The sequence below is a fragment of the Streptomyces sp. CA-111067 genome (assembly GCF_050956065.1).
Classification (GTDB): Bacteria; Actinomycetota; Actinomycetes; order Streptomycetales; family Streptomycetaceae; genus Actinacidiphila.
In genome coordinates this window covers 4,216,208-4,239,933 of record NZ_CP192103.1, presented here as the reverse complement: position 1 = coordinate 4,239,933, position 23,726 = coordinate 4,216,208, and the positions used below count along the sequence as shown (strand labels likewise).

General features: G+C 70.2%; 23 protein-coding genes, 1 tRNA gene and 1 pseudogene. 11 read left to right on the top strand and 14 right to left on the bottom strand.

The features are described 5' to 3' along the window. Nucleotides 1-16: 16 nt before the first annotated feature. Both ACQPW6_RS18410 and ACQPW6_RS18405 read right to left on the bottom strand, forming a co-directional pair. A complete protein-coding gene (locus tag ACQPW6_RS18410; protein WP_433890728.1) occupies nt 17-919 on the bottom strand; it encodes a helix-turn-helix transcriptional regulator in 903 nt (300 codons plus the stop codon). Between the two features lie 784 nt (nt 920-1,703). Further along, a complete protein-coding gene (locus tag ACQPW6_RS18405) occupies nt 1,704-2,426 on the bottom strand; it encodes an SDR family NAD(P)-dependent oxidoreductase (protein ID WP_433890727.1) in 723 nt (240 codons plus the stop codon). 205 nt (nt 2,427-2,631) lie between these two features. On the opposite strand from ACQPW6_RS18405, the gene ACQPW6_RS18400 reads away from it, so the two are divergent. From ACQPW6_RS18400 to ACQPW6_RS18370, 7 genes are all read left to right on the top strand, one after another. Beyond that, the gene (locus tag ACQPW6_RS18400; RefSeq protein WP_433890726.1) at nt 2,632-3,330 is read left to right on the top strand and encodes a TetR/AcrR family transcriptional regulator; all 699 of its coding nucleotides are present in this window, start codon (nt 2,632-2,634) and stop codon (nt 3,328-3,330) included. Nucleotides 3,331-3,806: 476 nt separating this feature from the next. Continuing rightward, entirely contained in the window at nt 3,807-4,394 is a 588-nt protein-coding gene (locus tag ACQPW6_RS18395) for a histone deacetylase (RefSeq protein WP_433894579.1), read from the top strand. A 52-nt stretch (nt 4,395-4,446) separates the two neighbouring features. Further along, the gene (locus ACQPW6_RS18390; RefSeq protein ID WP_433890725.1) at nt 4,447-5,136 is read left to right on the top strand and encodes a DUF6461 domain-containing protein; all 690 of its coding nucleotides are present in this window, start codon (nt 4,447-4,449) and stop codon (nt 5,134-5,136) included. Between the two features lie 202 nt (nt 5,137-5,338). Next, nucleotides 5,339-6,121, top strand: coding sequence for a response regulator transcription factor (locus tag ACQPW6_RS18385; RefSeq protein WP_433894578.1), 783 nt, complete (start codon nt 5,339-5,341; stop codon nt 6,119-6,121). A gap of 14 nt (nt 6,122-6,135) precedes the next feature. Next, a complete protein-coding gene (locus tag ACQPW6_RS18380) occupies nt 6,136-7,728 on the top strand; it encodes a sensor histidine kinase (protein WP_433894577.1) in 1,593 nt (530 codons plus the stop codon). A 25-nt stretch (nt 7,729-7,753) separates the two neighbouring features. Then, a complete protein-coding gene (locus tag ACQPW6_RS18375; RefSeq protein WP_433890724.1) occupies nt 7,754-9,193 on the top strand; it encodes a glycosyltransferase in 1,440 nt (479 codons plus the stop codon). Then, nucleotides 9,190-11,652 (top strand): ArnT family glycosyltransferase, encoded by a 2,463-nt coding sequence (locus tag ACQPW6_RS18370; RefSeq protein WP_433890723.1) that lies wholly within the window; start codon nt 9,190-9,192, stop codon nt 11,650-11,652. Before ACQPW6_RS18375 ends, ACQPW6_RS18370 begins: the two co-directional genes overlap by 4 nt. A 70-nt stretch (nt 11,653-11,722) precedes the next feature. Here ACQPW6_RS18370 and ACQPW6_RS18365 read toward each other — a convergent pair whose 3' ends face one another. From ACQPW6_RS18365 to ACQPW6_RS18350, 4 genes and pseudogenes are all read right to left on the bottom strand, one after another. After that, nucleotides 11,723-12,259, bottom strand: coding sequence for a GNAT family N-acetyltransferase (locus tag ACQPW6_RS18365; RefSeq protein WP_433890722.1), 537 nt, complete (start codon nt 12,257-12,259; stop codon nt 11,723-11,725). Further along, on the bottom strand, nt 12,256-12,717 hold the full coding sequence (locus ACQPW6_RS18360) for a PPOX class F420-dependent oxidoreductase (protein WP_433890721.1): 462 nt from the start codon (nt 12,715-12,717) through the stop codon (nt 12,256-12,258). Before ACQPW6_RS18360 ends, ACQPW6_RS18365 begins: the two co-directional genes overlap by 4 nt. Before the next feature lie 480 nt (nt 12,718-13,197). Then, nucleotides 13,198-14,757 (bottom strand): annotated as a pseudogene (locus tag ACQPW6_RS18355) (MDR family MFS transporter); the annotation flags it as partial. A gap of 190 nt (nt 14,758-14,947) precedes the next feature. Beyond that, nucleotides 14,948-15,886, bottom strand: coding sequence for an aldo/keto reductase (locus ACQPW6_RS18350; RefSeq protein WP_433890720.1), 939 nt, complete (start codon nt 15,884-15,886; stop codon nt 14,948-14,950). A 68-nt stretch (nt 15,887-15,954) separates the two neighbouring features. Between ACQPW6_RS18350 and ACQPW6_RS18345 the strand changes: the two genes are divergently transcribed. After that, on the top strand, nt 15,955-16,143 hold the full coding sequence (locus ACQPW6_RS18345) for a hypothetical protein (protein WP_433890719.1): 189 nt from the start codon (nt 15,955-15,957) through the stop codon (nt 16,141-16,143). 101 nt (nt 16,144-16,244) lie between these two features. On the opposite strand, the gene ACQPW6_RS18340 is transcribed toward ACQPW6_RS18345, so the two are convergent. The 6 genes from ACQPW6_RS18340 to ACQPW6_RS18315 form a co-directional block, all read right to left on the bottom strand. Continuing rightward, nucleotides 16,245-17,090 carry an RNA polymerase sigma factor SigF gene (locus tag ACQPW6_RS18340; RefSeq protein ID WP_433890718.1) on the bottom strand — a complete coding sequence of 282 codons (846 nt, stop codon included), beginning with the start codon at nt 17,088-17,090 and terminating at the stop codon, nt 16,245-16,247. 170 nt (nt 17,091-17,260) lie between these two features. After that, nucleotides 17,261-18,088 (bottom strand): RNA polymerase sigma factor SigF, encoded by an 828-nt coding sequence (locus ACQPW6_RS18335; RefSeq protein ID WP_433890717.1) that lies wholly within the window; start codon nt 18,086-18,088, stop codon nt 17,261-17,263. 224 nt (nt 18,089-18,312) lie between these two features. Further along, a complete protein-coding gene (locus ACQPW6_RS18330) occupies nt 18,313-18,606 on the bottom strand; it encodes a Dabb family protein (protein WP_433890716.1) in 294 nt (97 codons plus the stop codon). Between the two features lie 59 nt (nt 18,607-18,665). Continuing rightward, a complete protein-coding gene (locus tag ACQPW6_RS18325) occupies nt 18,666-18,830 on the bottom strand; it encodes a hypothetical protein (protein WP_433890715.1) in 165 nt (54 codons plus the stop codon). Nucleotides 18,831-19,018: 188 nt separating this feature from the next. After that, a tRNA-Ser gene (locus ACQPW6_RS18320) sits at nt 19,019-19,099 on the bottom strand. 142 nt (nt 19,100-19,241) lie between these two features. After that, a complete protein-coding gene (locus ACQPW6_RS18315) occupies nt 19,242-19,499 on the bottom strand; it encodes a GntR family transcriptional regulator (protein ID WP_433890714.1) in 258 nt (85 codons plus the stop codon). A gap of 534 nt (nt 19,500-20,033) precedes the next feature. On the opposite strand from ACQPW6_RS18315, the gene ACQPW6_RS18310 reads away from it, so the two are divergent. Continuing rightward, nucleotides 20,034-20,687 carry a DUF6313 family protein gene (locus tag ACQPW6_RS18310; RefSeq protein WP_433890713.1) on the top strand — a complete coding sequence of 218 codons (654 nt, stop codon included), beginning with the start codon at nt 20,034-20,036 and terminating at the stop codon, nt 20,685-20,687. A gap of 425 nt (nt 20,688-21,112) precedes the next feature. Here the strand turns inward: ACQPW6_RS18310 and ACQPW6_RS18305 are convergent, their stop codons facing one another. Together ACQPW6_RS18305 and ACQPW6_RS18300 are read right to left on the bottom strand one after the other, a co-directional pair. After that, a complete protein-coding gene (locus tag ACQPW6_RS18305; protein WP_433890712.1) occupies nt 21,113-21,682 on the bottom strand; it encodes a GNAT family N-acetyltransferase in 570 nt (189 codons plus the stop codon). Further along, a complete protein-coding gene (locus ACQPW6_RS18300; protein WP_433890711.1) occupies nt 21,679-22,446 on the bottom strand; it encodes a GntR family transcriptional regulator in 768 nt (255 codons plus the stop codon). Before ACQPW6_RS18300 ends, ACQPW6_RS18305 begins: the two co-directional genes overlap by 4 nt. Nucleotides 22,447-23,260: 814 nt before the next feature. Here ACQPW6_RS18300 and ACQPW6_RS18295 point away from each other — a divergent pair. Further along, nucleotides 23,261-23,440, top strand: coding sequence for a hypothetical protein (locus tag ACQPW6_RS18295; protein WP_433890710.1), 180 nt, complete (start codon nt 23,261-23,263; stop codon nt 23,438-23,440). Between the two features lie 2 nt (nt 23,441-23,442). After that, nucleotides 23,443-23,712: a hypothetical protein gene (locus tag ACQPW6_RS18290; protein WP_433890709.1), complete on the top strand. Its 270-nt coding sequence runs from the start codon at nt 23,443-23,445 to the stop codon at nt 23,710-23,712. The last annotated feature ends 14 nt before the right edge of the window (nt 23,713-23,726 follow it).

Genomic DNA, 23,726 nt, shown 5'->3' with positions numbered 1-23,726 from the left:
TGCGCGGACGAGCGTTTCACGCGGCGTCGCGGAACACGGCGTCCTGGGGCATCGCCTGAACGGAGCTGGGCAGCAGGAAGGCCGCGTTCGAGTTCTTCCACATGAGGTCGACCCATTCCTTCATCGTCGCCGCCAGCGGAACGTGCACGAGGCCGGTCGGCTTCGACCGGCGCTTCGTGGTCATCGTGGCGGCGAAGAGCCGGTCGGCCATGCTCATCAGCACGACGTCGTGACCGTGGCTGAGCACGCGTTCCATCACGTCAGCCGCGGGCTCCGACTGCCCGGCGATGATGATGACATGACGTCCTTGCCCGTCGAGCGTGCCGGAGTTGTCCGCCAGTCCGCGGACGAGACCGAGGAGGGTTTCGGACCGCTCGAGCTCCTTGCGGATGGCATCCCGCTCCGAGGCGAACTCATCGTCCGGACAGTCGAAGGTGATGGTCGTGGTCAACGTGGTGAGCAGTGCGTGGTCGATCATGGTCATCTCGTCGCGGCTCGGATAGCGCAGACCGTCGTCGAGGCCGATGCCGCGCAGCCAACTGTTGACCTCGGACCACAGCCACACCTTTGAGCGCCCGGCAGTGCCTTCGGAGGGCGGGAAGGGCGCCGCGTCCGCCTGGCGCACACCGCTCACCCATTGGGCCACGTTCTGCCGGCTGCGGCCGGTGCGCTGGGCGATCTCGGCAATGCCGACGAGGTTGCGGTCGAGCCGGTGCACGCGCAGCCGCGGTACGGCGTTGACGGCACACGTGGCGGCGTACCGGGCGGCGCTGACAGGGTCGTCGCCGGTTGCGCCGAGGGTCAGCAGATCGACCCCGCCGCCGCGAAACAGCATCGCGTCGAGCTCTTCCAGCGCATCGACAGCGTCTTCATCATCGACGGATGCGCCGGATACGACGAAGGTCAGTTCGTATTCCATACGATCCTCTCCACGCGGGCAAGGATGGCAGAGCCGTTGTCATTCGTCAACGGACATATAGTGACGAATACTGTCTTTCTATGCAGGTGGCTGAGCGGGTTCCCTCTTTCGTGCGACGCTGCGCTGCGGTGAATCCTCCGGCTTCGGACACCTGCCGGCCGCAGCCCGGATCCGCCGGGCAGCGGTGCCCGCGTTCTTCGGGGTGCCGGGGATCGGGATCGTGGTGCACCCGGTGGGGCAAGGGCAGTACAGCCGACCCTTGTGCCCCTCTTTGCGAGCGGACCATCCCGCCTCGACCAGGCTTTCGACGACCTCGCGAATCTCCTTCTTGAGCTCGGAGGTCTTGAGCGGCTTGCCGACCACGTCAGCCACCCAGCCCGGCGTCGCCACCTCGGGTGCGGGAGCGAACGTCCGACGAAGAGCGGCCGACGCCCGTTATCGCCGTGGTGATCGCAATGGTGTCGGTCGCGTTGGGGCCGGCATGTGCCACCGAGTCCTCCCGTCGTGGTTGCCACGCTCCACGGCGGTACCGATCTGCGCGGGGGCAGCTTCGTGCCCGGTCGCGCTTCTGTGCGGAGCGGACCTGACCGCTGAAGCCTACTCCCCGTCACCGACACGAGAGGCGGTCGACGAGTCGTCAGGTCCCGTCCACGGATGGGCAGTTACTGGTTCTCGACTGACCTGCGGTGGTTGACAACGCTGTCCGAACCGCGCCCTACTGCTCACCGAAGGGCTCTCGCCCAAGTATTACTCTCTGTAAGTTGGCCGCTGCGGAGGCGGGCCGTCACGCCGCCGTGCGGCCGCCGTCCACCGGGAGGGTGGCTCCTGTGATGTACGTGGAACGGGGGGACGCCAGGAAGGTGACCGCCGACGCGATCTCCGCCATGCTCGCGTGGCGGCCGAGCAGCGTCGTCTTGCCGAGCGCGCCGACCATTTCCAGGGGGGCGCTCTCGGTCAGGGTGGGGCCGGGGGCGACGGTGTTGACGCGGACGCCGGACGGGCCGAACTCGGCCGCCCACGTGCGGGTGAACGATTCCACCGCCGCCTTCGTCGCGCTGTAGACGGACGCGCCGGGCAGCGCGATCGACGCCGCCATCGTACTGATGTTGATCACGCTGCCCTCGCCCCGCGCGGCCATCCGCGGCGCGATCGACGCGGTCAGGAAGTACAGCGCCCGCACGTTGACCTGGAACATCTCGTCGTACGAGGCGACGCCCTGCTCCTGCGCCGGGGCGAAGTCGAAGATGCCGGCGTTGTTGACGAGGACGTCCACGTCGGCGGCCTCCTCGGCGAGCCGGCCGACCGAGTCGAGGTCGTTCATGTCGGCGGCGGCGAACCGCGCCTTCCCGCCCGCGTCCTCGATCGCCGCGACCGTCTCCGCGCCGCGCTCCTCGTTGCGCCCGGACACGATGACCTCCGCGCCCGCGGCCGCCAACTGCTGCGCGATCACCCGGCCGATGCCGGAGGTGCCGCCGGTGACCAGTGCTTTGCGGCCTTCAAGTTCCATGATGATCTGCCTGGTTTCTGTCGTGGTTCGGTGTCGGGTCGGGCCGGGCCGTGCTGCCCCCCTGCCAGCCCCTGCCGGCTCGCGCAGCGCCGTGCGGGCGTCCGGCCCGGAGGTTGCTCGGTCGCTCCGTGAAATGGAGCGATGGCTCCATTCTTGGCACGACAGGAATGGAGTGTCAACTCCAGAAATCGCGTACGATGGTCGTATGGGGACTGAGGAGAGCACGGTGCCGACCGCCGTCCAGGGCCTGACCCGCAAGGGCAGGCTCACCCGCGGCCGGATCGTCGCCGCGGCGGCCGAGCTGATGTTCGAGCACGGCGTGGCCGGGACCAGTACGGACGACGTCCGCGCGGCCGCGGGCGTCAGCACCTCGCAGATCTACCACTACTTCGAGGACAAGTCGGCGCTGGTCCGCGCGGTGATCGCGCACCAGACCGAGGCCGTGCTCGACGCGCAGGAGCCGCTGCTCGGCCGGCTGGACTCCATGGAGGCGCTGCGCGCCTGGCGTGACCTGGTCGTCGACCTCCAGCGCGCCCGCCACTGCACGGGCGGCTGCCCGATCGGCTCGCTCTCCGCCGAACTCGCCGACACCGACCCCGAGGCGCGGGCCGAGCTGGTCAACGGCTTCGCCCGCTGGGAGTCCGGCATCCGCAGCGGGCTGCACGCGATGCGCGACCGCGGCGACCTCGCGCCGGACGCGCGCCCGGACGACCTCGCGCTCGCGGTGCTCGCCGCCCTCCAGGGCGGCCTGCTCCTCACCCAGGCCCGGCGCGAGACGGCACCCCTGGAGGCGGGGCTCGACGCGATGCTCGACCACATCGAATCGCTGCTGCGGACGCCCGCGGAGGCGGCGGCAGCACGTACACCGGTGGGACGGGGGCCGCGCGGGCAGGCGGCAGGGTGAGTACGGGCCGGAGGCCGGCGGAAGGCGCGGGCCGGCAGGCGGGTACGGGTCAGGCGGGCACGGGTCAGAGGCCGTCGGCCGCTACGGGTCGCGGGACGAGTACGTCTCGGAGGCCGTCGGCAGGTACGGGCCATGCGCCGGGTACGGGCCGGAGGCCGGTGGAAGGTGCGGGCCGCGGGACGGGTCGGAGGTCGGCGGGGGACGCGGGCCGCGCGCCTGGTACGGCCCCGAGGCCGTCGGAAGGCGCGGGCCGCCAGGCGGGTGCGGCCCGGCAGCCGTCGGAAGACTCACGCCGCGCGCCGGGTACGGCCCCCGCGCCGGCCGAAGACCCGGCGGGGACGGTGCTGCCGTCCATCGCCGACGCCGACGCCGACGCCGACGCCGACGCCGCGCCGCGGACCGCGCGCCGCCGCGGCGCAGCCGCACCAGTCCCCACGCCCGCCGAGCGGATCTGGTACGTCTCGTACGGCTCGAACATGCACACCGCCCGCCTCCGCTGCTACCTCACCGGCGGCCGGCCCCCGGCCGGTGGGAACCGGGTCTATCCGGGGTGCCGCGATGCGCGGATGCCGAGCCGGTCCGCGGCGGTCGAGCTGCCCGGGAGCCTGTACTTCGCCACCGAATCGCTGGTGTGGACCGGCGGCCGGGCCTTCTACGACCCCGACGCCGGCGGGCGGCTGTGGGCGCGGGCGCATCTGGTCACCGCGGGGCAGTTCGCGGACATCGCCGCGCAGGAGATGTACGCGGCGCCGGGCCGCGATCTGGACATCGGCGGCGTTCTGGCCACCGGCCGCGCCGAGCTGGGCCCCGGCCGGTACGAGACGCTGGTCTGCCCCGGCCGGCTGGACGGCTACCCGCTGCTCACCTTCACCGCGCCCTGGCGCATGGACGACGTCGCCCCGAACCCGCCGTCCGCCCCCTACCTCCGCCACCTGGCGGCCGGCCTCCTCGAAGCGGGCTCCTGGGACGCCCCGCAGATCGCCGGCTACCTCGCCACCCGCCCCGGTGCCGCCGGCCACTGGACCCCGGCGTCCGTGAGCCGCCTCATCACCGAGAACGCCTGACGCCCCGGCGGCCGACGCCCGATGTCAGAGGCTGCCGATACGTTTCCGCACGATGAGGCGGTCACCTTTCGGCAGGGCGGGGCGTGTATCTATGTGGGACGAGATGGTGCGGCGATACGGCTGGTTGCACGGTGACGAGCGGGTGCGAGGAGGTGAGCTGTTCGAGTCATACACGGTGAGCGTGATACGCGGGAGGACGGAGGACGAGGTGATCAGCGGTTTCGGAGGTGACCCTGCGGTGGAGCCGCAGATGCTGACGCTCGCGGAGGCCATCGAGGAGGAATCGGCACATGGCGGCTATGCCGATGACTACGCCCTTCTCAGGGTCGTCAGCAGTGGCGAGTACGTGGTGGCGACAGAGGTGGGGTACCGGGGCTCCATACCGGAGATCGCCCGGCGGTTGTCGGCGGACGGGGGCGAGTTCTTCAGCGCGTATGCGAACGTCAATGCGCGCCATCAGGTGATGCACGCTCAGGACGGCCGGGTGGACGGGAGGTTCGACCCGTTCGACGTGGCCGATCTGGAGGATCGGGGAGAGGACGATCCGCCGGAGGAACTGCCCGCCTGGGCGCAGGACGTGGCCTTCCACATGTACGAGCTGGACGCGGAGGCCTTCGCCCTGATGGAACGGACGATGGGCCTGCCGATCCGTGCCGAGTGGTTCAGCAGCAGGCTCAGGACGGTTCCGCTGGCCGCCGAGGAGACGCTGTTCGACGACGCCGAGGCGGCCTGGGAGGTGTGACCTCCGGTCGGTGAGGGCCGGGACCCCGGCGCCCCGCCCCGCCACCGCCCCGCCCCACCCCCGGCACCGCGCCCAGCCCCCGCCCCCGTCCCCGCCGCGCGGATTCTCAGACGTTTCACAGAAACGGGCAAGACTGCTCTCATAGCCCCCCCACAGGGTGGTCACCATGCCTTCCACCTCGACCCACGCCGTCCCCGCCGCCATGTCAGCCACCGCCGCCGGGACCACCGCCACCGTCACCTCCCCCTCCGCTCCCACCGCCACTGCCACCGATCTGGCCCGCCCCGACGGTTCGCCGGTGCGCGTGCTCGTCGTGGACGACGAGACGCCGCTCGCCGACCTGCTGTCGATGGCGCTGCGCTACGAGGGCTGGCAGGTCCGTACCGAGGCCGACGGCGCCGGCGCGCTGCGGGCGGCCCGGGAGACGCGGCCCGACGCCGTCGTGCTCGACGTGATGCTGCCCGACATGGACGGGCTGGAGGTGCTGGCCAAGCTGCGCCGGCAGACGCCGGACGTGCCGGTGCTGTTCCTGACCGCGAAGGACGCCGTCGAGGACCGGATCGCCGGGCTCACCGCGGGCGGGGACGACTACGTGACGAAGCCGTTCAGCCTGGAGGAGGTGGTCGCGCGGCTGCGCGGGCTGCTGCGCCGCTCCGGCGCGGCCGCCGTGCGCAACGAGTCGGTGCTGACGGTCGGCGACCTGGTGCTGAACGAGGACAGCCACGAGGTCAGCCGCGGCGGGGCCAACATCCACCTCACCGCGACGGAGTTCGAGCTGCTGCGCTACCTGATGCGCAACCCGCGCCGGGTGCTCAGCAAGGCGCAGATCCTGGACCGGGTGTGGTCCTACGACTTCGGCGGCCAGGCCAACGTCGTGGAGCTGTACATCTCCTACCTGCGCCGCAAGATCGACGTCGGCCACGCACCGATGATCCACACCCGGCGCGGTGCCGGGTATCTGATCAAGCCCGGTGACCCGGCGTGACGTTGGCGTCGTCCCTGCGCGGTCCCTGGTCGCTGCGCCGCCGGCTCGTGCTGTCCTGCGTGGCCCTGGTCGCCGTCGTCTGTACGGTGATCGGCGCCGTCACCATCTTCGCGCTGCACGACTTCCTGTACTCCCAGCTGGACGGCAAGGTCCAGGACATCACCATGCGACCGGCCGGTCTGCACCCGCCCGGCGACCGCATGCCGGGCGGCGGCGGGCAGGACCGCCCACCGGCCGACAGCTTCGCGAACCTGGGCTTCCTCGGCGGCGGCGGCCAGCCGGGCGAGACCGTCGGCGCCGTACGTGACGCGGCCGGCGACATCGTCAAGTCGGCCGTGAGCGCGACCAGTTCGAGCAGCTACAACCTCGTGCCGCACCCGCTGTCCGCCGCGCAGTCGGCCGCGTTCGCCAAGGTCCCGCTGGACGGCAAGCCGCACACCGTGCACATCGCCGGGCTCGGCGACTACCGGGTGGAGTCCGCGCAGACCTCGCAGGACGGCAGCACCGTACTGGCCGGGCTCTCCACCTCCGGGGTGCAGGACACGCTGTCCACCCTGATGTGGGTGGAGATCTCGGTCGCCGCAGCAGGGCTGGTCGCCGCCGGACTGGCCGGCGCCGCGCTGATGCGGATCGCGCTGCAACCGCTGCGCAGACTCGCCGCGACCGCCACCCGGGTGTCCGAACTCCCGCTGCACCAGGGCGAGGTGGCGCTGCACGAACGCGTTCCCGACTCCGACACCGACCCGCGCACCGAGGTCGGCCAGGTCGGCGCGGCGCTCAACCGGATGCTGGGGCATGTCGGTTCGGCGCTGCACGCCCGGCAGGAGAGCGAGACCCGGGTCCGCCGCTTCGTCGCCGACGCCAGCCACGAGCTGCGCACCCCGCTCGCCTCGATCCGCGGCTACGCCGAACTCACCCGCCGCGGGCGCGAACCGGTCGGCCCCGACACCCGGCACGCGCTCGGACGCGTCGAGTCCGAGGCCGCCCGGATGACGACGCTGGTCGAGGACCTGCTGCTGCTCGCCCGGCTCGACGCGGGCCGTCCGCTGAGCCTGGCCGTAACGGACGTGTCCCCGCTGGTGGTTGACGCCGTCAGCGACGCCCGCGCCGCCGGCCACGGACACGCCTGGCGGCTCGACCTGCCCGACGCGCCCGCCACCGTGCACGGCGACCCCGAGCGGCTGCACCAGGTGCTCACCAACCTGCTCGCCAACGCCCGCACCCACACACCGCCCGGCACGACGATCACCGCCCGGGTCGTACCGCGGCCGGACGCGGTCCTGCTCCAGGTCGAGGACGACGGCCCCGGCATCCCCGAGGAGCTGCGCCGGCACATCTTCGAGCGGTTCGCGCGCGGCGACGCGTCCAGGTCGCGCGGCGAGAGCAAGGCCGGCAGCACCGGGCTCGGGCTGGCGATCGTGCGGTCCGTGGTGTCCGCGCACAGCGGCACGGTGACGGTGGACAGCGCGCCCGGCCGGACGGTCTTCACGGTGTCGCTGCCCGTGTCCCAGCCGCAGGCCGGGCCCGTCGCCGCGAGCTCCCAGCCGCAGGCGGGGCCCGCCGCCGCGGACTCACAGCCCCTGCCAAGGCTCAGCACAAGGTCATGACAGCGCGGTCGCCGAGGGTCGTCACATGCGAACCAATCTCGGCAATCTGCCCGCCCGGCAGCACCTGCCGGGCCCGGCTCCCGATGACGTGGCCGGCCCCGGCGCCCCCGTACTCGACGTCGTCATCCCCGTGTACAACGAGGAGGACGACCTCGAGCCCTGTGTGCGCCGCCTGCACGCCCATCTGACCCGCACGTTCCCCTACCCCTTCCGGATCACCGTCGCGGACAACGCGAGCACCGACCTCACGTCGGCGGTCGCCCGGTCGCTGGCCGCGGAGATACCCGAGGTCGAGTCGTTCCGGCTGGAGCAGAAGGGCCGCGGACGCGCGCTGCGCACGGTGTGGACCGCGTCCGAGGCGCCGGTGCTCGCGTACATGGACGTGGACCTGTCCACCGACCTCAACGCGCTGCTGCCGCTGGTCGCCCCGCTGATCTCCGGCCACTCCGACCTCGCGATCGGCTCCCGGCTGACCCGCTCCTCCCGCGTGGTGCGCGGCGCGAAGCGGGAGTTCGTCTCCCGCGCCTACAACCTGCTGCTGCGCGGCTCGCTGGCCGCGCGCTTCTCGGACGCGCAGTGCGGGTTCAAGGCGATCCGCGGCGACGTGGCGCAGCGGCTGCTGCCGATGGTCGAGGACAGCGGCTGGTTCTTCGACACCGAGATGCTGGTGCTCGCCGAGCGCGCGGGCCTGCGCATCCACGAGGTCCCGGTGGACTGGGTGGACGACCCGGACAGCAGCGTGGACGTGATCCGCACCGCGACCGACGACCTGCGGGGCGTCATGCGGGTCGGACGGGCCCTGGCCACCGGGCAGTTGGCGCTGGACCGGCTGCGGCGGCCGTTCGGCGACGACCCGCGGGATCGCGAAGTGCCCGGCGTTCCGGCCGGGTTGGCCCGGCAGCTGGTCGGCTTCTGCGTGGTCGGCGCGATCAGCACGCTGGCCTACCTCGGGCTGTTCTCGCTGTTCCGGCTCGGCACCGGCTCCCAACTGGCTAACGCGCTGGCTCTGTTGGTCTCCGCGTTCGGCAACACCGCCGCCAACCGGCGGCTGACCTTCGGGGTGCGGGGCCGTGACCAGGCGGTACGGCACCAGGCCCAGGGCCTGGTGGTCTTCGCCATCGGCCTGGCACTCACCAGCGGTTCGCTCGCGGCGCTGCACGCGGCCACCCCGAGCCCCGACCACAGCACGGAGCTCGCCGTCCTGATCGCGGCGAACCTCGCGGCGACCGTGCTGCGGTTCCTGCTCTTCCGCGCCTGGCTCTTCCCGCCGGACCGGGGCGTCCCGCAAGAGCGCGAACTGCCCCAGGACCAGGGCCTCCCGGGCGCCCCCGCGTATCAGCCGGTCGCGACGGCCGACCCGTATCAGCCGGTCGTAACGGCGGACCCGTATCAGCCGGTCGCAACCGGCGACCCGTATCCGCCGCAGCCCGGCACCCACCCCCACGACCTGAGGAGGGCGCGATGACCGCGCCGAGCAACATGCCGTCCGGCGACCCGGCCCGGCTCGTCCGCGCCGCCGGCCGCCCGCCGGCCCACGACCCGGAACCGGGCTACTGGCCCCTGCCGTCCTACGACACCGGGCCGCCGGCCACCTCCCCGTACGAAGACGGCGGCGACGCCGGCTCCCGGCACGCCCAAGCGCCGCCCGAACGCGGCTCGTTGCCCCGCCGCGCCTGGCGCGGCCGGCCCGAGGACCCGGTCTGGGCGCGGCCCGCGCTGCTCGCGCTGCTGCTCGGCACCCTCGTCCTCTACCTGTGGGACCTGAGCGCCTCCGGCTACGCCAACTCCTTCTACTCCGCGGCCGTCCAGGCCGGCAGCGAGAACTGGAAGGCGTTCTTCTTCGGCTCGTCGGACGCGGCGAACGCGATCACCGTGGACAAGCCGCCGGCCGCGCTGTGGCCGATGGCGCTGTCGGTACGGCTGTTCGGCCTCGGATCCTGGCAGATCCTGGTGCCCGAGGCGCTGATGGGGGTGGCCACCGTAGGGGTGCTCTACGCGGCCGTACGGCGCCGGTTCAGCGCGGGCGCGGGCCTGCTCACGGGCGCGGTGCTGGCGCTGACGCCGGTCGCCGCGCTGATGTTCCGCTTCAACAACCCTGACGCGCTGCTGGCGTTGCTGATGGTGGTGTCCATCTACCTGGTGCTGCGCGCCCTGGAGGACGGCCGCACCAAGTGGCTGCTGCTGGCCGGAGTCACCTTCGGCTTCGCGTTCCTGACCAAGACGCTCCAGGCGTGGCTGATCCTGCCGCCGCTGGCGGTCGTCTACGCGGTCTGCGGGCCGCCCCGGCTGCGCCGCAGGTTCGGCCAACTCGCCGCCGCGGGCGGGGCGATGGTGCTGGCCGGCGGCTGGTGGGTGCTGATCGTGCAGCTGTGGCCGGCGTCCTCCCGCCCGTACATCGGCGGCTCGCAGGACAACAGCTTCCTCGGACTGACCTTCGGCTACAACGGGTTCGGCCGGATCACCGGCAACGAGACCGGCAGCGTGGGCGGCGGCGGAGCAGGTCCCGGCGGCGGGGGCGGCGGGGGCATGTGGGGCGAGACCGGCATCGGCCGGCTCTTCAACTCCGAGATGGGCGGCCAGATCGCCTGGCTGCTGCCCGCCGCGTTCGCGATGCTGCTGGCCGGCCTCTGGCTGACCCGGCGGGCCCGGCGCACCGATCCGGCCCGGGCCGCGTTCCTGGTGTGGGGCGGCGCGCTGCTGATCACGTTCGCGACCTTCAGCTTCATGTCCGGCATCTTCCACCAGTACTACAACATCGCCCTCGCGCCCTACATCGCGGCGCTCACCGGCATGGGCGCGGCGATGCTGTGGCAGCGCCGCACCCACCTGGCCGCGGCGGCCACCATGGCGGCGACCGTCGTCGGCACGGCGGTGTGGTCGTACGTGCTGCTCAACCGGTCGGCTGACTGGCACCCGTGGCTGCGGACCACCGTCGTGGTGGCCGGCATCGTGGCGGCGCTCGGGCTGCTGGCGGGCGTGACTCGCGTACGGAGTAAGGGTGTTGACGGGGCCGCCGACTTCCCGGACGACGGAACGGCGGCGGCTCGTACCGGCGTACGGTCCCGGATCGGCTCGCGGCTCGGCGTCGTGACGGCCGTGGTCGCGCTGGCCGCGGTGCTCGGCGGACCGGTCGCGTACACCCTGGACACGGTCACCACCCCGCACGCCGGGTCCATCGTGACCGCGGGCCCCGCCGTCCAGGGCGGCATGGGCGGCCCCGGTGGCCGTGGTCCCGGGGGCGGCGGCCGGATGTTCGGCGGCAACCCGCCGACCGGCACCGGCGCGCAGGGGGCCGGGCCCGGCCAGGGCCAGAACGGCTTCCCCGGCGGCGGTACGAACGGCGGCACCGCGCCGCGGTTCGGCGGCCAGGGCGGCACGGGGACGGTCCCCGGCCAGGGCGGAACCGGCACCGGGACCGGAACCGGCGGTACGGGCACGGCCCCGGGCAGCACCGGTACTGGCACCGGCGGTACGGGCACGGCTCCCGGCCAGGGCGGTACGGCGGCCGGTGGCGGCGGGCGCACGGGCGGCGGCGGCCCCGGCGGCATGGGCGGACTGCTCAACGGCGCCACCGTCAGCTCCGCGATGAAGGCGCTGCTGCAGAAGGACGCCGGCGACTACACCTGGGTCGCGGCGGCCATCGGCTCGCAGAACCAGGCCAGTTACCAGCTGGCCACCGGAAAGCCGGTGATGGCGATCGGCGGCTTCAACGGCAGCGACCCGTCGCCCACGCTGGCGCAGTTCCAGAAGGACGTGGCCGGCGGCCGGATCCACTACTTCCTGGGTGGCGGCACCGGCGGCGGCGCGGCGATGGGCGGTGGCGGCACCTCGGCGAGCATTTCGAGCTGGGTCGAGGCGCACTACACCGCGAAGACGGTCGGCGGTACGACCGTGTACGACCTGACGGCGCCCAAGTCGTCCTAGCGGGCGGCCGAAGCAGGGACGGGGCCGGGTGCGACGACGCGCCCGGCCCCGTGGCGTGTGCCGGGGCGGTTCACAACGAGCGTTCCATGCACAGCAGTTGGCCGCGCTCGTCCCACGACTCGACGGCGACGAAGCCGAGCCGGCCGTACAGGCCGATCGCGCCGGTGCGCCACTTCCACACCGACAGCGCGACGGTGTCGGCGCCGTGGCCTGCCGCATACCGCAGCGCGGTCTCGACCAGGCCGGACGCGATGCCCCGGCCGCGGAACTCCGGGTCGGCCCACAACCGCTTGATCTCCGACCGGCGTTCGGCCGGGGCGGTCAGTATCAGGCAGCCCACCGCCGTGCCGGCGCTCGACGCGACCAGCACCACGTCCTGGGCGAACACGGCGGCCGGGTCGAGGACTTCGGCCCGGTAGCGGTCCGGGAGCCCGGCCACGTCGTCGACGGGCGCGCCCTTCTCCGCCTCGGTCCGCAGGTGGTAGGCGGCCAGCAGGCCGGCCGGGCCCGGGCCGTCGGCATCGTCCCCGGACCAGCGGGAGACGGTGATCTCGCCGAGGTCAGGGGCGGACGCGGGATCGGCGCCGGGGCCGCTCGGGGAGGTCAAGCCAGCCGCGCCGGGAAGCCGCCCGTGGCGATCGGGCCCCAGCGCTCCGGGGTGACGCGGATCAGCGACTTGCCCTGGCGGATCATCGCGGCGCGGTACTCGTCCCAGTCGGGGTGCTCGCCGCTGATGTTCCGGAAGTACTCCACGAGCGGCTCGACGGACTCGGGCGCGTCGATGACCTCGGCGGTGCCGTCGATCTGCACCCAGGGGCCGCCGAAGTCGTCGGACAGCACGATGACGCTCGCGCGCGGGTCGCGCTTGGCGTTGCGGGTCTTGGCGCGCTCGGGGTAGGTCGACACCACGATCCGGCCGGCGTCGTCCACGCCGCACGTGAGGGGGGAGCCCTGCGGGCGGCCGTCGGCGCGGGTGGTCAGGAGGATGGCGTGGTGGCGGGGGCGGACGAAGTCGAGGAGTTCGGGGAGGGTGGCGGTGGTGTTGGTGGCGATGTTGGGGGCCATACGTTGCACTTTACGTCTCCCCGTCGCGGTATCCCGGCCGCGCCCGGCCTCCCCTCGACTCCCCGGTGCACGGGGCACCCGCTCCCGCCCCAACCCCGAGGGGTTGCCCCCTGAGGCTCCCCTTTCGGCTGCCCCGCCGTCGTGGCCGCTCGCGCAGTTCCCCGCGCCCCTTACGGGGCGCATCCCGACCGGGCTCAATTGCGCCCCGGTTCACCCCGAAAGGCGCGCTTACCGCGCCCGGTTCACCCAAGGGGCGCGGGGAACTGCGCGACGAGCCACGGCGGCGGGGCAGCTGGGGGCGGGCCTGGGCCCGTTGCGGTCGGTTTTGAAGGCGGGGCCCGGCGGGAGGCCGCGGAGTGGACGTCCCGGGCCAGTTCCGCGGGCCCGCCGGGCCCCTTCCGTGCGGGCCGGGGCCCGCCCCCTCCGCTGTGGGGATGGCCCGGCCCGTACGGAGATCTACCGCTCGCGGGCGGAACCCACGGGCTCCGGCGCCCGAGGCGAGGAAGCCTGCTGGAGGCCGCTGCGCGTCCTCAGCGGGACCTCCTTCACGAAGACGATCAGCAGGAAGGACACCAGGGCGAGCGGCGCCGCGTACAGGAAGACGTCGGCGATCCCGTGCCCGTACGCGCTCTCCACCACCCCCCGCACCGGCGACGGCAGCGCCGCCACATCCGGGATGCCGCCCTCCGCGCCGGGCGCGGCCTTGACGTGCAGGGCCGCGAGCCCGTCGGAGACGAAGTGGGTGACCCGGTTGCCGAGCACCGCCCCGAGCGCGGTCACCCCGACCGCGCCGCCGAGCGACCGGAAGAACGTCACCAGCGAGCTGGCCGCGCCGAGATCCGCCACGCTCACCTGGTTCTGCACGGCGAGCACCAGGTTCTGCATCATCATGCCGACGCCGAGTCCGAGCAGCGCCATGTAGATCGCGACCTGCCAGTACGGCGTGTCGTACCGGATCAGGCCGAGCGTGGCCGCGCCCGCGGTGAGCAGCAGGCCGCCGGAGACCAGGAACGCCTTCCACCGGCCGGTCCGGGTGATGATCTGGCCGCTCGCGGTCGAGGCCAGGAACAGCCCGGCGATCAGCGGGATCGTCATCACCCCGGACATCGTCGGGGTCCTGCCGCGGGCGAGCTGGAAGTACTGGCTCAGGAAGACCGTGCCGGCGAACATCGCCACGCCCACGAACAGGCTGGCCACCGACGTGAGCGCGATCGTCTTGTTGCGGAACAGCCGCAGCGGCACGATCGGCTGCTTCGCCCGCGACTCGACGAAGACGAAGCCCAGCGCGAGCAGGATCGCGGCCGACACCATCAGGTAGCTCTGCACGGACAGCCACGGGTAGTTCTGGCCGGCCAGCGAGATCCAGACCATCAGCAGCGACACGGCCGCGGTGATCAGGAACGCCCCCGTCCAGTCGATCTTCACCTCCCGCTTGACCACCGGCAGGTGCAGCGTCTTCTGCAGCACCACCAGCGCGACGACGGCGAACGGCACCCCGACGTAGAAGCACCAGCGCCAGCCGAGCGCGGAGTCCACGATGACCCCGCCGACCAGCGGGCCGCCGACCGTGGCGACCGCGAACGTGGCGCCGAGGTAGCCGCTGTACCTGCCCCGTTCCCGCGGCGCGATCATCGCGGCCATGATCACCTGGGTGAGCGCGGACAGCCCGCCCGCGCCGACGCCCTGCAGCAGCCGGCAGCCGATCAGCATGCCGGGGCTGGTGGAGAAGCCGGCCACGATCGAGCCGACCACGTAGATCACCAGCGCCAGCTGGATCAGCAGCTTCTTGCTGAACAGGTCGGAGAGCTTGCCCCAGATCGGGGTCGTCGCGGTGACCGCGAGCAGCGAGGCGGTGACCACCCAGGTGTACGCGCTCTGGCCGCCGCCGATGTCTCCGAGGATCTTGGGCAGCGCGTTGGAGACGATCGTGGACGACAGGATCGCCACGAACAGCCCGAGCAGCAGCCCGGACAGCGCCTCCATGATCTGCCGGTGCGACATGGGGGCGTCGGGCCCTGCGGGCGCGGTGGGTGAGGCCATCAGCGGTCGGTTCCTCCTCAGAGTGGTTGGCTTATGCAACCGTAAGCTAATTAGTTGCCCCGGGCAAGCTTTTGTGCCGCGCATCACACCGCACAGGCAGCGCACAGCACCCCCACAGCCGGATCCGGGCAGCGAAAAGCCCGCCCCCGCCGGCGCTCGGCGGGGACGGGCGGTGATCCAGGGGTCCGGCTCAGGCGGAGGCCGCGGTCAGCGCGGCCACCTCCTCGTCGGTCAGCTTCAGGCCGGCCACCGCGACAAGGCCCGGCACCTGCTCCACCGTGCGCGCGCTGGCGATCGGCGCCGCCACCGTCGGCTGCGCGGCGAGCCACGCCAGCGCCACCGTGGCGAGCTCGGCGCCGTGGGCTGCGGCCACCTCGTCCAGCGCGGCGAGCACCTTCGGGCCGCGCTCGGAGGCGAGGTACGCCTCGCCCTTCTGTGCGCGGGCGCTGTAGACGGCCGTGCCGCCGCGCCGGTACTTGCCGGTCAGGAAGCCGGCCGCGAGCCCCGCGTAGGGCGCCGCCGACAGCCCGCGGGCCGCCACCAGATCGGCGAGCGGGCCCTCGTACCTGTCCCGTTCGACCAGGTTGTAGTGCGGCTGGAGTATCTCGTACCTGGTCAGGCCCTCGCGCTCGGCGAAGTCGAGGGACTCCGCCAGCCGCTCCGGTGTGATGTTGGACGCACCCAGGGCGCGTACCTTGCCCTCCTTGACCAGGGCGTCGAGCGCGGTGACGATCTCCTCGACGGGGACGTCGGGGTCGTCGAAGTGCGAGTAGTAGAGGTCGATGTAGTCCGTGCCGAGCCGGCGCAGCGACGCCTCGGCGGCCGCCTTGATGTTGTCGGCCCTCAGCCCCTTGAAGTCGGGGTGCGCGCTGACCTTGGAGGCCACGACGACCTCCGCGCGGTTGCCGCGGGCGGCCAGCCAGCGGCCGATGACCGTCTCGGACTCCCCGCCGGAGTTGCCCGGCGCCCAGGACGAGTAGGCGTCAGCGGTGTCCACGAAGTCGCCGCCGGCCGCGGTGTACGCGTCCAGGACGGCGAAGGACTGCGGCTCGTCGGCGGTCCAGCCGAAGACGTTGCCGCCGAGGGAGAGTGGGAAGACGTCGAGTTCAGACCTGCCGATACGTGCCATGTGCAAACACAACGGCGCGGGGGTGCGGACTATTCCATCGGCGGGCCGACAGGCTAGGGTCTGGCGGCATGTCGAACAACCCTGAGAACAACTACGACCCGGCCGGCAACACCCAGATGTTCCGTGCCTTCGTCGAGGAGCAGCCGCCGGTCGCGGAGGTGCAGCGCGCGCAGGGCCGCAGCAAGGCCGGGCTGGTTATCGGTGTGATCGTCGCCCTGGTCGTGATCATCGGTGTGGTCGCGCTCGCGATGAAGTAGTGACGCGACGGGTCTGACGGGGGCCGTCCTGCCCGCCGTCGAACCGTTGGTCCTACTACCTACGACCACCCCGCGGAAGACGGCTCCGCGGGGTCAGCTCGTCACGCCTCGGCGGTCAGTCCGTCGCGCAGCTGGGCCAGTGTGCGGGTCAGCAGCCGGGAGACGTGCATCTGGGAGATGCCGACCTCCTCGCCGATCTGCGACTGCGTCATGTTCGCGAAGAACCGCAGCATGATGATCTGCCGCTCGCGCGGCGGCAGTTGCGCCAGCAGCGGCTTCAGCGACTCGCGGTACTCCACCCCCTCCAGGGCGGTGTCCTCGTAGCCGAGGCGGTCCGCGAGGGTGCCCTCGCCGCCGTCGTCCTCGGGCGGCGGGGAGTCGAGCGAGCTCGCGGTGTACGCGTTGCCGACCGCGAGGCCGTCGACCACGTCCTCCTCGGACACACCGAGGCAGACGGCCAGTTCGGCCACCGTCGGGGAGCGGTCGAGCCGCTGCGACAGCTCGTCGCTCGCCTTGGTCAGCGCCAGCCGCAGCTCCTGGAGCCGGCGCGGCACCCGCACCGACCACGAGGTGTCCCGGAAGAACCGCTTCACCTCGCCGACGATGGTCGGCATCGCGAACGTCGGGAACTCCACGCCGCGTTCGCAGTCGAACCGGTCGATCGCCTTGATCAGGCCGATCGTGCCGACCTGGACGATGTCCTCCATCGGCTCGTTGCGACTGCGGAAGCGGGCCGCGGCATACCGCACGAGTGGCAGGTTCAACTCGATGAGCGTGTCGCGTACGTAGGTGCGTTCCGGGCTGTCAACCGGCAGTTCCGCAAGGCGCAGGAACAGTGAACGGGACAGCGTACGGGTGTCGATGGCCTCGCTGTGCTGAGGAGCTTGCGGAGCATCGTGCGGTGCGTCGGTACCGAGCACCTTGGGACTGCCCACCTGTACGGACATGCCACCCCCTTGAGGTCGCGGACGGGTGTCGCGAGCGACGTTGTGTGTTCCTCCACTGGAATACCGGAGGCGCGCTCGCGACAAACGCGGTATCCGCAGAATGTCACATGTCGGCAACACGCTGTAGCGCCAAGTCGATAAATCTTTGCAGGTGACTTAATCCTGTTCAGCTACGCTTCGATCTGGTTTGCGGACCTCAGCCGGGCGAAGCTGCGGGACAGCAGCCGTGACACGTGCATCTGCGAAACCCCCAGCTCAGCGCTGATCTGGGACTGCGTCAGGTTGCCGAAGTAGCGGAGCAGCAGAATCCGCCGTTCCCGCTCGGGAAGTTGCACCAGAAGGTGCCGGACGAGGTCGCGGTGCTCGACACCGGACAGCGCGGGGTCCTCGTAGCCGAGCCGGTCGAGCAGTCCGGGGGCCCCGTCGCCCTCCTGGGCGGCCTCCAGCGAGGTGGCGTGGTAGGCCCGGCCCGCCTCCAGGCAGGCCAGCACCTCGTCCTCGGACAGCTTGAGCCGCTCGGCGATCTCGGCGGTGGTCGGCGACCGGCCGTGCAGCACCGTCAGGTCCTCGATGGCGCCGCTGACCTGGACCCAGAGCTCGTGCAGCCGGCGGGGGACGTGCACGGTCCGCACGTTGTCCCTGAAGTAACGTTTGATCTCGCCGACCACCGTCGGCATGGCGAAGGTCGGGAACTGCACCCCGCGCTCCGGGTCGAACCGGTCGATGGCGTTGATCAGCCCGATCGTGCCGACCTGGACGACGTCCTCCATCGGCTCGTTGCGACTGCGGAACCGGGCCGCCGCGTAGCGCACCAGCGGCAGGTTGACCTCGATCAGCGCGGCCCGCACCCGGTCGTGCTCGGGGGTGCCCGGCTCCAGCTTGGTGATCTGCTCGAAGAGCACCTGGGTGAGCGCGCGGGCCTCGGTGGCGTTGGCGCTCGGGGTGCGGGTCCGGCCCCGTGGATACGTTGTAGACGCCGTATGGGCCGACATCGGCATACTCACCCCTCATCGGTCCACTTGTCCGGCAAAAGCGGTCATAGCATCACAATTCATGTGTGCTTTGTGCAAGCACCGCATATTGCCGTGTTGTACAACCGGGGGCGGCCTCAGGCCGGGTTATTCGTATGCCCGTACGAACAACCCGCGGGTACGACGAAGCCCCCGCCGGACGGGCGGGGGCTGTGCGGGACGACGGGCCCGGTACCCGAATCGGGCCCGGCTCAGAACTCGTAGTCGGCGATCACCCAGGTGGCGATCTCGGGCCACGGGGCGACGGCGCTCTGGTGGGCCGGCGACTCCAGGTACGTGCGCAGCGCGTCGGCGTCGGCGACCGAGGCGTTGATGCCGAAGTCGTACGCGATCGGCCGGTCGGAGAAGTTCCAGCCGCACTCCCAGGAGGCCAGCTCGGGCACCAGCGCGCCCAGTTCGAAGAACCCGCGTGCCGCGTCCACCACCCGCGGCTCGTCCCGCGTGACGCCCTCGTTGAGCTTGAACAGGACCAGATGACGGATCATGACGCGCTTCGCCCTTCTCGCCGGTCGTACCGCCGGGCCGTACTGCCCGCGCGCACCGCTCAGTTGGCCAGGTCGTGCATGAACTGGCCGATGCTCTTTGCGGCGTTCGATATGCCCACGAACCCTACCTGCACCAGGTCGGCGGCCCTGGACGGCTGGTTGATGATCGTATAGAGCACGAAGATCACCAGCACGTACATGGTGATCTTCCTCGCCTGCGCCATGCTCCTCGCCCTCCCCAGCGGCAGCTCCGCACCGACCGTCACCGGACCAGCGGTCGCAAGTGTGCAATCAGCAAAGTCTATCCATCAGATGGAGCAATCAGACGATCAGTCGGCGATCACTTGAAACAAGTAAGGCGCCCGCCGGCTCCGAAGAGCCGGCGGGCGCCTTGACTGTCTTGCACGAGCGGTAGCGGTGGGATTTGAACCCACGGTGGAGTTGCCCCCACACACGCTTTCGAGGTCCGCACCCGCCTCCGGCCGGCGCCGGCCGGGCCGTCCGGACCCGTTCACCGCCGTTCATACAGGGCCCGTGCCCCCTCTCGGCCGGGGCGTCCGAACGGCGGTGAACCCCGTTGAACCGGAGCGACTGAGACGGAAACTGAGACGGAGCGCGGTGGCCCTGAGCTGGCCTCATGCGTCCCCGGCCGGTGCGGCGGGCGGCGCGATGACGTAGACGCCCATGCCGTTCACGGTCTCGACAAGCCCCTCATCCTTGAGTACCTGCACCGCCTTGCGGAGGGTGTCGCGGGCCACGCCGTACTGCTGCTCCATCTCCACCATGCTCGGGATGCGCCGACCGACCGGGATTGATCCGTCCGCGATGTGCTCGCGCAACTGGTCGGCGATCTGCCGGTAGGGCGGAATGGGTCCCTCGCGGTCGATGGTCATGATCCGCAAGCTAGGCAGGTGCCCACGTCCAGGCATAGCTACCCACGGGGGTAGCAGGGGGTAGTACGGTCAGATGGAGGACAAGAAGAACCCCGCAACCGTGCAGCCGGTCCGGGGGATGGCCGACCGCAAGGAGCCGACATGGCTGAGCGTACAGAGGGGCCCTGGCTGGACACGGGCGATGGCCCGAAACCCCTCGGAGTGATCAGCGGCAACGCAGCCATGGGCAAAGCCCTCACCGCCTACCGGGCCTACCTCGACCACTCGAAGGACTGCGAAGACTGCCCGCGCTCCACGTTCCAATGTAAAACAGCGGCAGACCTCTGGCGTGCATATTGCGAAGTCCGTGGCTCGTCTAGTCACCCACGCAACACCGCTCTCATCCTCGCGAAGAGGGAACTGGGTGAATCACGGTAAGTCGGCTCCTCGCCTATCATGATTCGCTAGGCTAAGGGGGAGGGCAGACCAGCTTGAGAACCGTTGATCGCAGGAGCAACTGTGCCACCTGGGCAACCACCCGTAACACCAATCGGTATGGCCATGGCTCCGCAAAGAGAGCCCGTACGTGCCTGGGTTAGGCGAACATTCCGTTCGCGTCGATCATTGTCTGGGTTATCTCAGTGGGTTATCGATGCTGGTATTCCAGTTTCATTTGTAATAATTCTCACCTGGGCTTGGGCTGCTCATTCGATAGGGGGAGGCTGGCATGGGGGCTGGCTTGGGACCTACGAGTCGTTCACCCTGATTGAGAATCCGTCACATCTGTCAACGTGGATATCGTCCACCATCGGATGGCTTATCGTACCCGCGCTCATTGGTGGAGTAGCCGGTCACGTAATTGCTACTAGAATTTCTCGGGCAAAGGATGCTACATCCGTCAATCTATTTAAACGCAGAGGCTTTCTGCGGCGCATTTCTCTACCGCCACGTATTAGCTTGTTGCGAAAACTTCTCTCAGATGCAGCAAGGAAGGATTTCGTAATAATCTTTGTTCGAGATGCCCATAGTAACGATTGGGGAAAAGCTCAAGACCATTGGGAACTAATGGTCAGCCACTTAATGTCTACGGGTGAATTTGCAAAATTCTACCGCGAAGAATGCCATGGAGTGGCACAGGACACGATAATCCTGACTCTGCTTACACCCATTCTTAGGGGAATCTGCCCAGTATGTAGGGCGCGACCGTAGCTCACGAGGTATGACGGGATGGCGACATATGCGCACGGGAAACGCACTGGACATTATAAGGAACGCCCTGGAATTAGCATTTCCGCAGGCCACGGATGCGGGTCTCGATGAAGCAGCGCAACTTATACTGCGCTGGGGTTCTCAAGGAATCGTGGATGGACTGAACGCTGCGAGAATCCAGCATCTGGTGAATGAAATGCGGATAATTACCGAAGATTCTCGCACGCCATTCCCTGTCTTTGTAGATTTTGAGCACGTGAACCTAGATGATCCAGATAATCAGCCAAACTGGCGTCGCAGCAGAGGTCGAAGGTAAGCACCCGCCCCGGCTGGCGGCGCGCCGCTAAAAACAGGAAGCTACGATTAATCAGTTGAGCTCCAAAGCGGCTCTCTGGATGTGCTTGAAGCGCGAAAATGGGCGCCGTTCATCGCCAATATTCCAGAGACTTCGAAGGCGGTACGGCATCGGTGAGTTCGGCTTTCGTGGGGCGGGCGGCGCGCTGAGCTAGCCAGCCGGAGACACGGGGGCCGCCATTGACGGCGTCGCCTTCGCGGACCGTGCGGACGTGCTTGAACCCTTGGCCGAGGTAGTAGCGCTGCAATGCCTCGTTCGTCGTCCACGCGTCGAGCCGTAGCCATTTCGCGCCTGCCCGGTAAGCGCGGTCTCCTGCCCAATCGAGCAACTGTCCGCCGAGGTTTTGGCCGGCGTGGGTGCGGGCCACGGTGAGCTTGTTGACGAGCACGGATGGCTCGCTCAGTTCCTCGTCAGTCCAGAGACCTTGCTCGGGCACGCTGGTCAGGGTGATGGTGGCCGCGGTCCTGTCGCCGTCGCGGACCATAAAGACGGTTCCGGCCTGGATGGTCGCCATCAGTCGATCGGCCGGATACGGGCGGCTCCACTGGTCGCTGCCGAGTTCGGTCAGCCATCCGGCTGCCTCTTCTCGGAAGGCCAACAGGGTGGCCAGGTCATCAGGTCGGGCAGGCGTGATGATCACAGGTTCTCGTTTCTCCCCGACAGGTCGCCGATCTCGTAGTTCATCCGGTTGAGGTCCCCACGGAACGTCGTGATGGTGCAGCGTATGGGCCTGGTCGCGGAGTAGCCGGTACGCGTCCAGAGCATGACCGGGACGCCGGCGCCGATCTCCAGTAGGCGCGATTCTTCCGGAGTCGGCATGCGCGTGGAGATCTCATCGAAGTATCCGACCTGCGCGATTCCGTGATCGGCCAGATACCGCGTTGTGCCTTCCTCGATGTCGCCCGGCTCGGTCAGGCGTGGCGCCTGGTCTGCTAGCCACGCCGGGTAGTAGGTCGCCTGTGTGGACCACGGCACGTCGTCCACGTAGCGGTGACAGAAGCGCAGAACGGCTGTTGAGTCCGAGTCCACCTTGAGGCGTTCCGCGACGGCATCCGGTACGGGCATCAACTCAACGCGGAACGTCTGGTGGGGGCGCCGGCCCGCGTTGGTGACGTCCGTGCTGTAAGCGTCGCCTGCCTGCGGGAAGTTCAGGTTCTCGAAACGTGAGGCGTTCAGCTCGAACACCTCATGCGACTTGACCTCATAGCCAAGCCCTTGGCTTGACGTGATCAGACCTTCGGTGACCAGCAGGTTGAGACCTGCCCGCACCGTGTTGCGTGCTGCCTTGAAATCCGCGCTCAACACGTTCTCGGAGGGCAGGCGCGAGCCCGGCCCGTACTTGCCCTCGACAATCTCGCGACGCAGGGCATCGGCAACGACGCGGTACTTCGGCTGCTGGCTCATCCCCCCATCATGGCGCACTCGCTCAACTTGTTCACACAAGCGCTTGACATCTCACGCTCGGTGGGTGCAGCATCACGTTATCAACTTGTTCAAACAAGTTGAGCAAGAGGTGCAAGCGCGTCTGAACGGCCTGTCGTGGGTCGGGAGGGGAGCGCTGGTTGGTTGAGAACTGAACAGAGTGCCTATGTGTCTTCCGCTCGGCTTGCCGGGTGGGAGATCGCCTCCGGTCCGGCAGGGCTAGGGAGGCTGCTCGGGGTGACCCGGGCCGCACGTGCCGCGCGTGGATACGCGGTCCGGGTCCACCTACCTGCCCGGGGTGAGAAAAGGGGCCCTGCCTGCTGATTCCTTCGGGAGCGGGCTGGGGGTCGTGGCTGCGCTACCCCGGCTTTCCGGTCGGCAGGGGATGGCCACGGTCAACGGATCACCCGAGATCCGCGCTGCTGGAGAGGAGACCCGCTGATGGGTCGCCGCTTATGTACGTGGGGCGCCCGCCGGCCGTGACCTGGCCGGCGGGCAAGGCCCCGCCCGCGTCATCGCGTGATGCCGAATACGGCGGGATAGCCGCTGGCGTCGCGAGTGCGTGTCGAGCGCGCACGGCGCGGCATCGTCACCCGGTCCGGGTGCCGATGTCGGGCCGCGGGTTGCTCGAACGATCAGCCCAACGAGCGCGGCACCCCGGGGCGCAACCCGAGGTGCCGCTGTACAGGAACCCTTGGGAGGAACCTGTGGTCACCAGTCTGACAGACGCCGAACGCGCGGAGATGTCGCGCAAGGTCGCCGAAGCCAACAAGCGCTCCGAGAACGGCAGCGGCCGGTGACGGCCGCCGACGCGAACACCGCGTGGAACCTTCAGCAGCGGGGCGACGCGCTCGCCGCCCATCTGGCCGACCAGGACCCGGCACCGGCCGGTGGTGACCTGGTCTGGCAGCAGGACCAGATCCGCAGCACGTACGAGGACGCCGCTCATCTGGCCGACCAGCCCCGGGGGCGGTAGCCGTGCCGTTGAACCCCCTCGCCGCGATCGTCGCGATCGTGCGCCTCAAGACCGCCGGCAGGGCACTCGCCGCGCTCGTTGACGAGACCGACCGAACGCCGGCCTGGTACACGGCCAACCGCCGTGTCGAGCACGCTGAGGCCGACCCGAATCTGCCTCAGCGCTTCCTCGATCCCCGCGATCGCGACAACGCCCACACCCTGCACTGCCGGTGCCTCCGCGCCCGTCCCGGCGCCAACGGCTACTGCGACGGATGCGGCTGCCACCGGTAGGAACCCAACCCCCA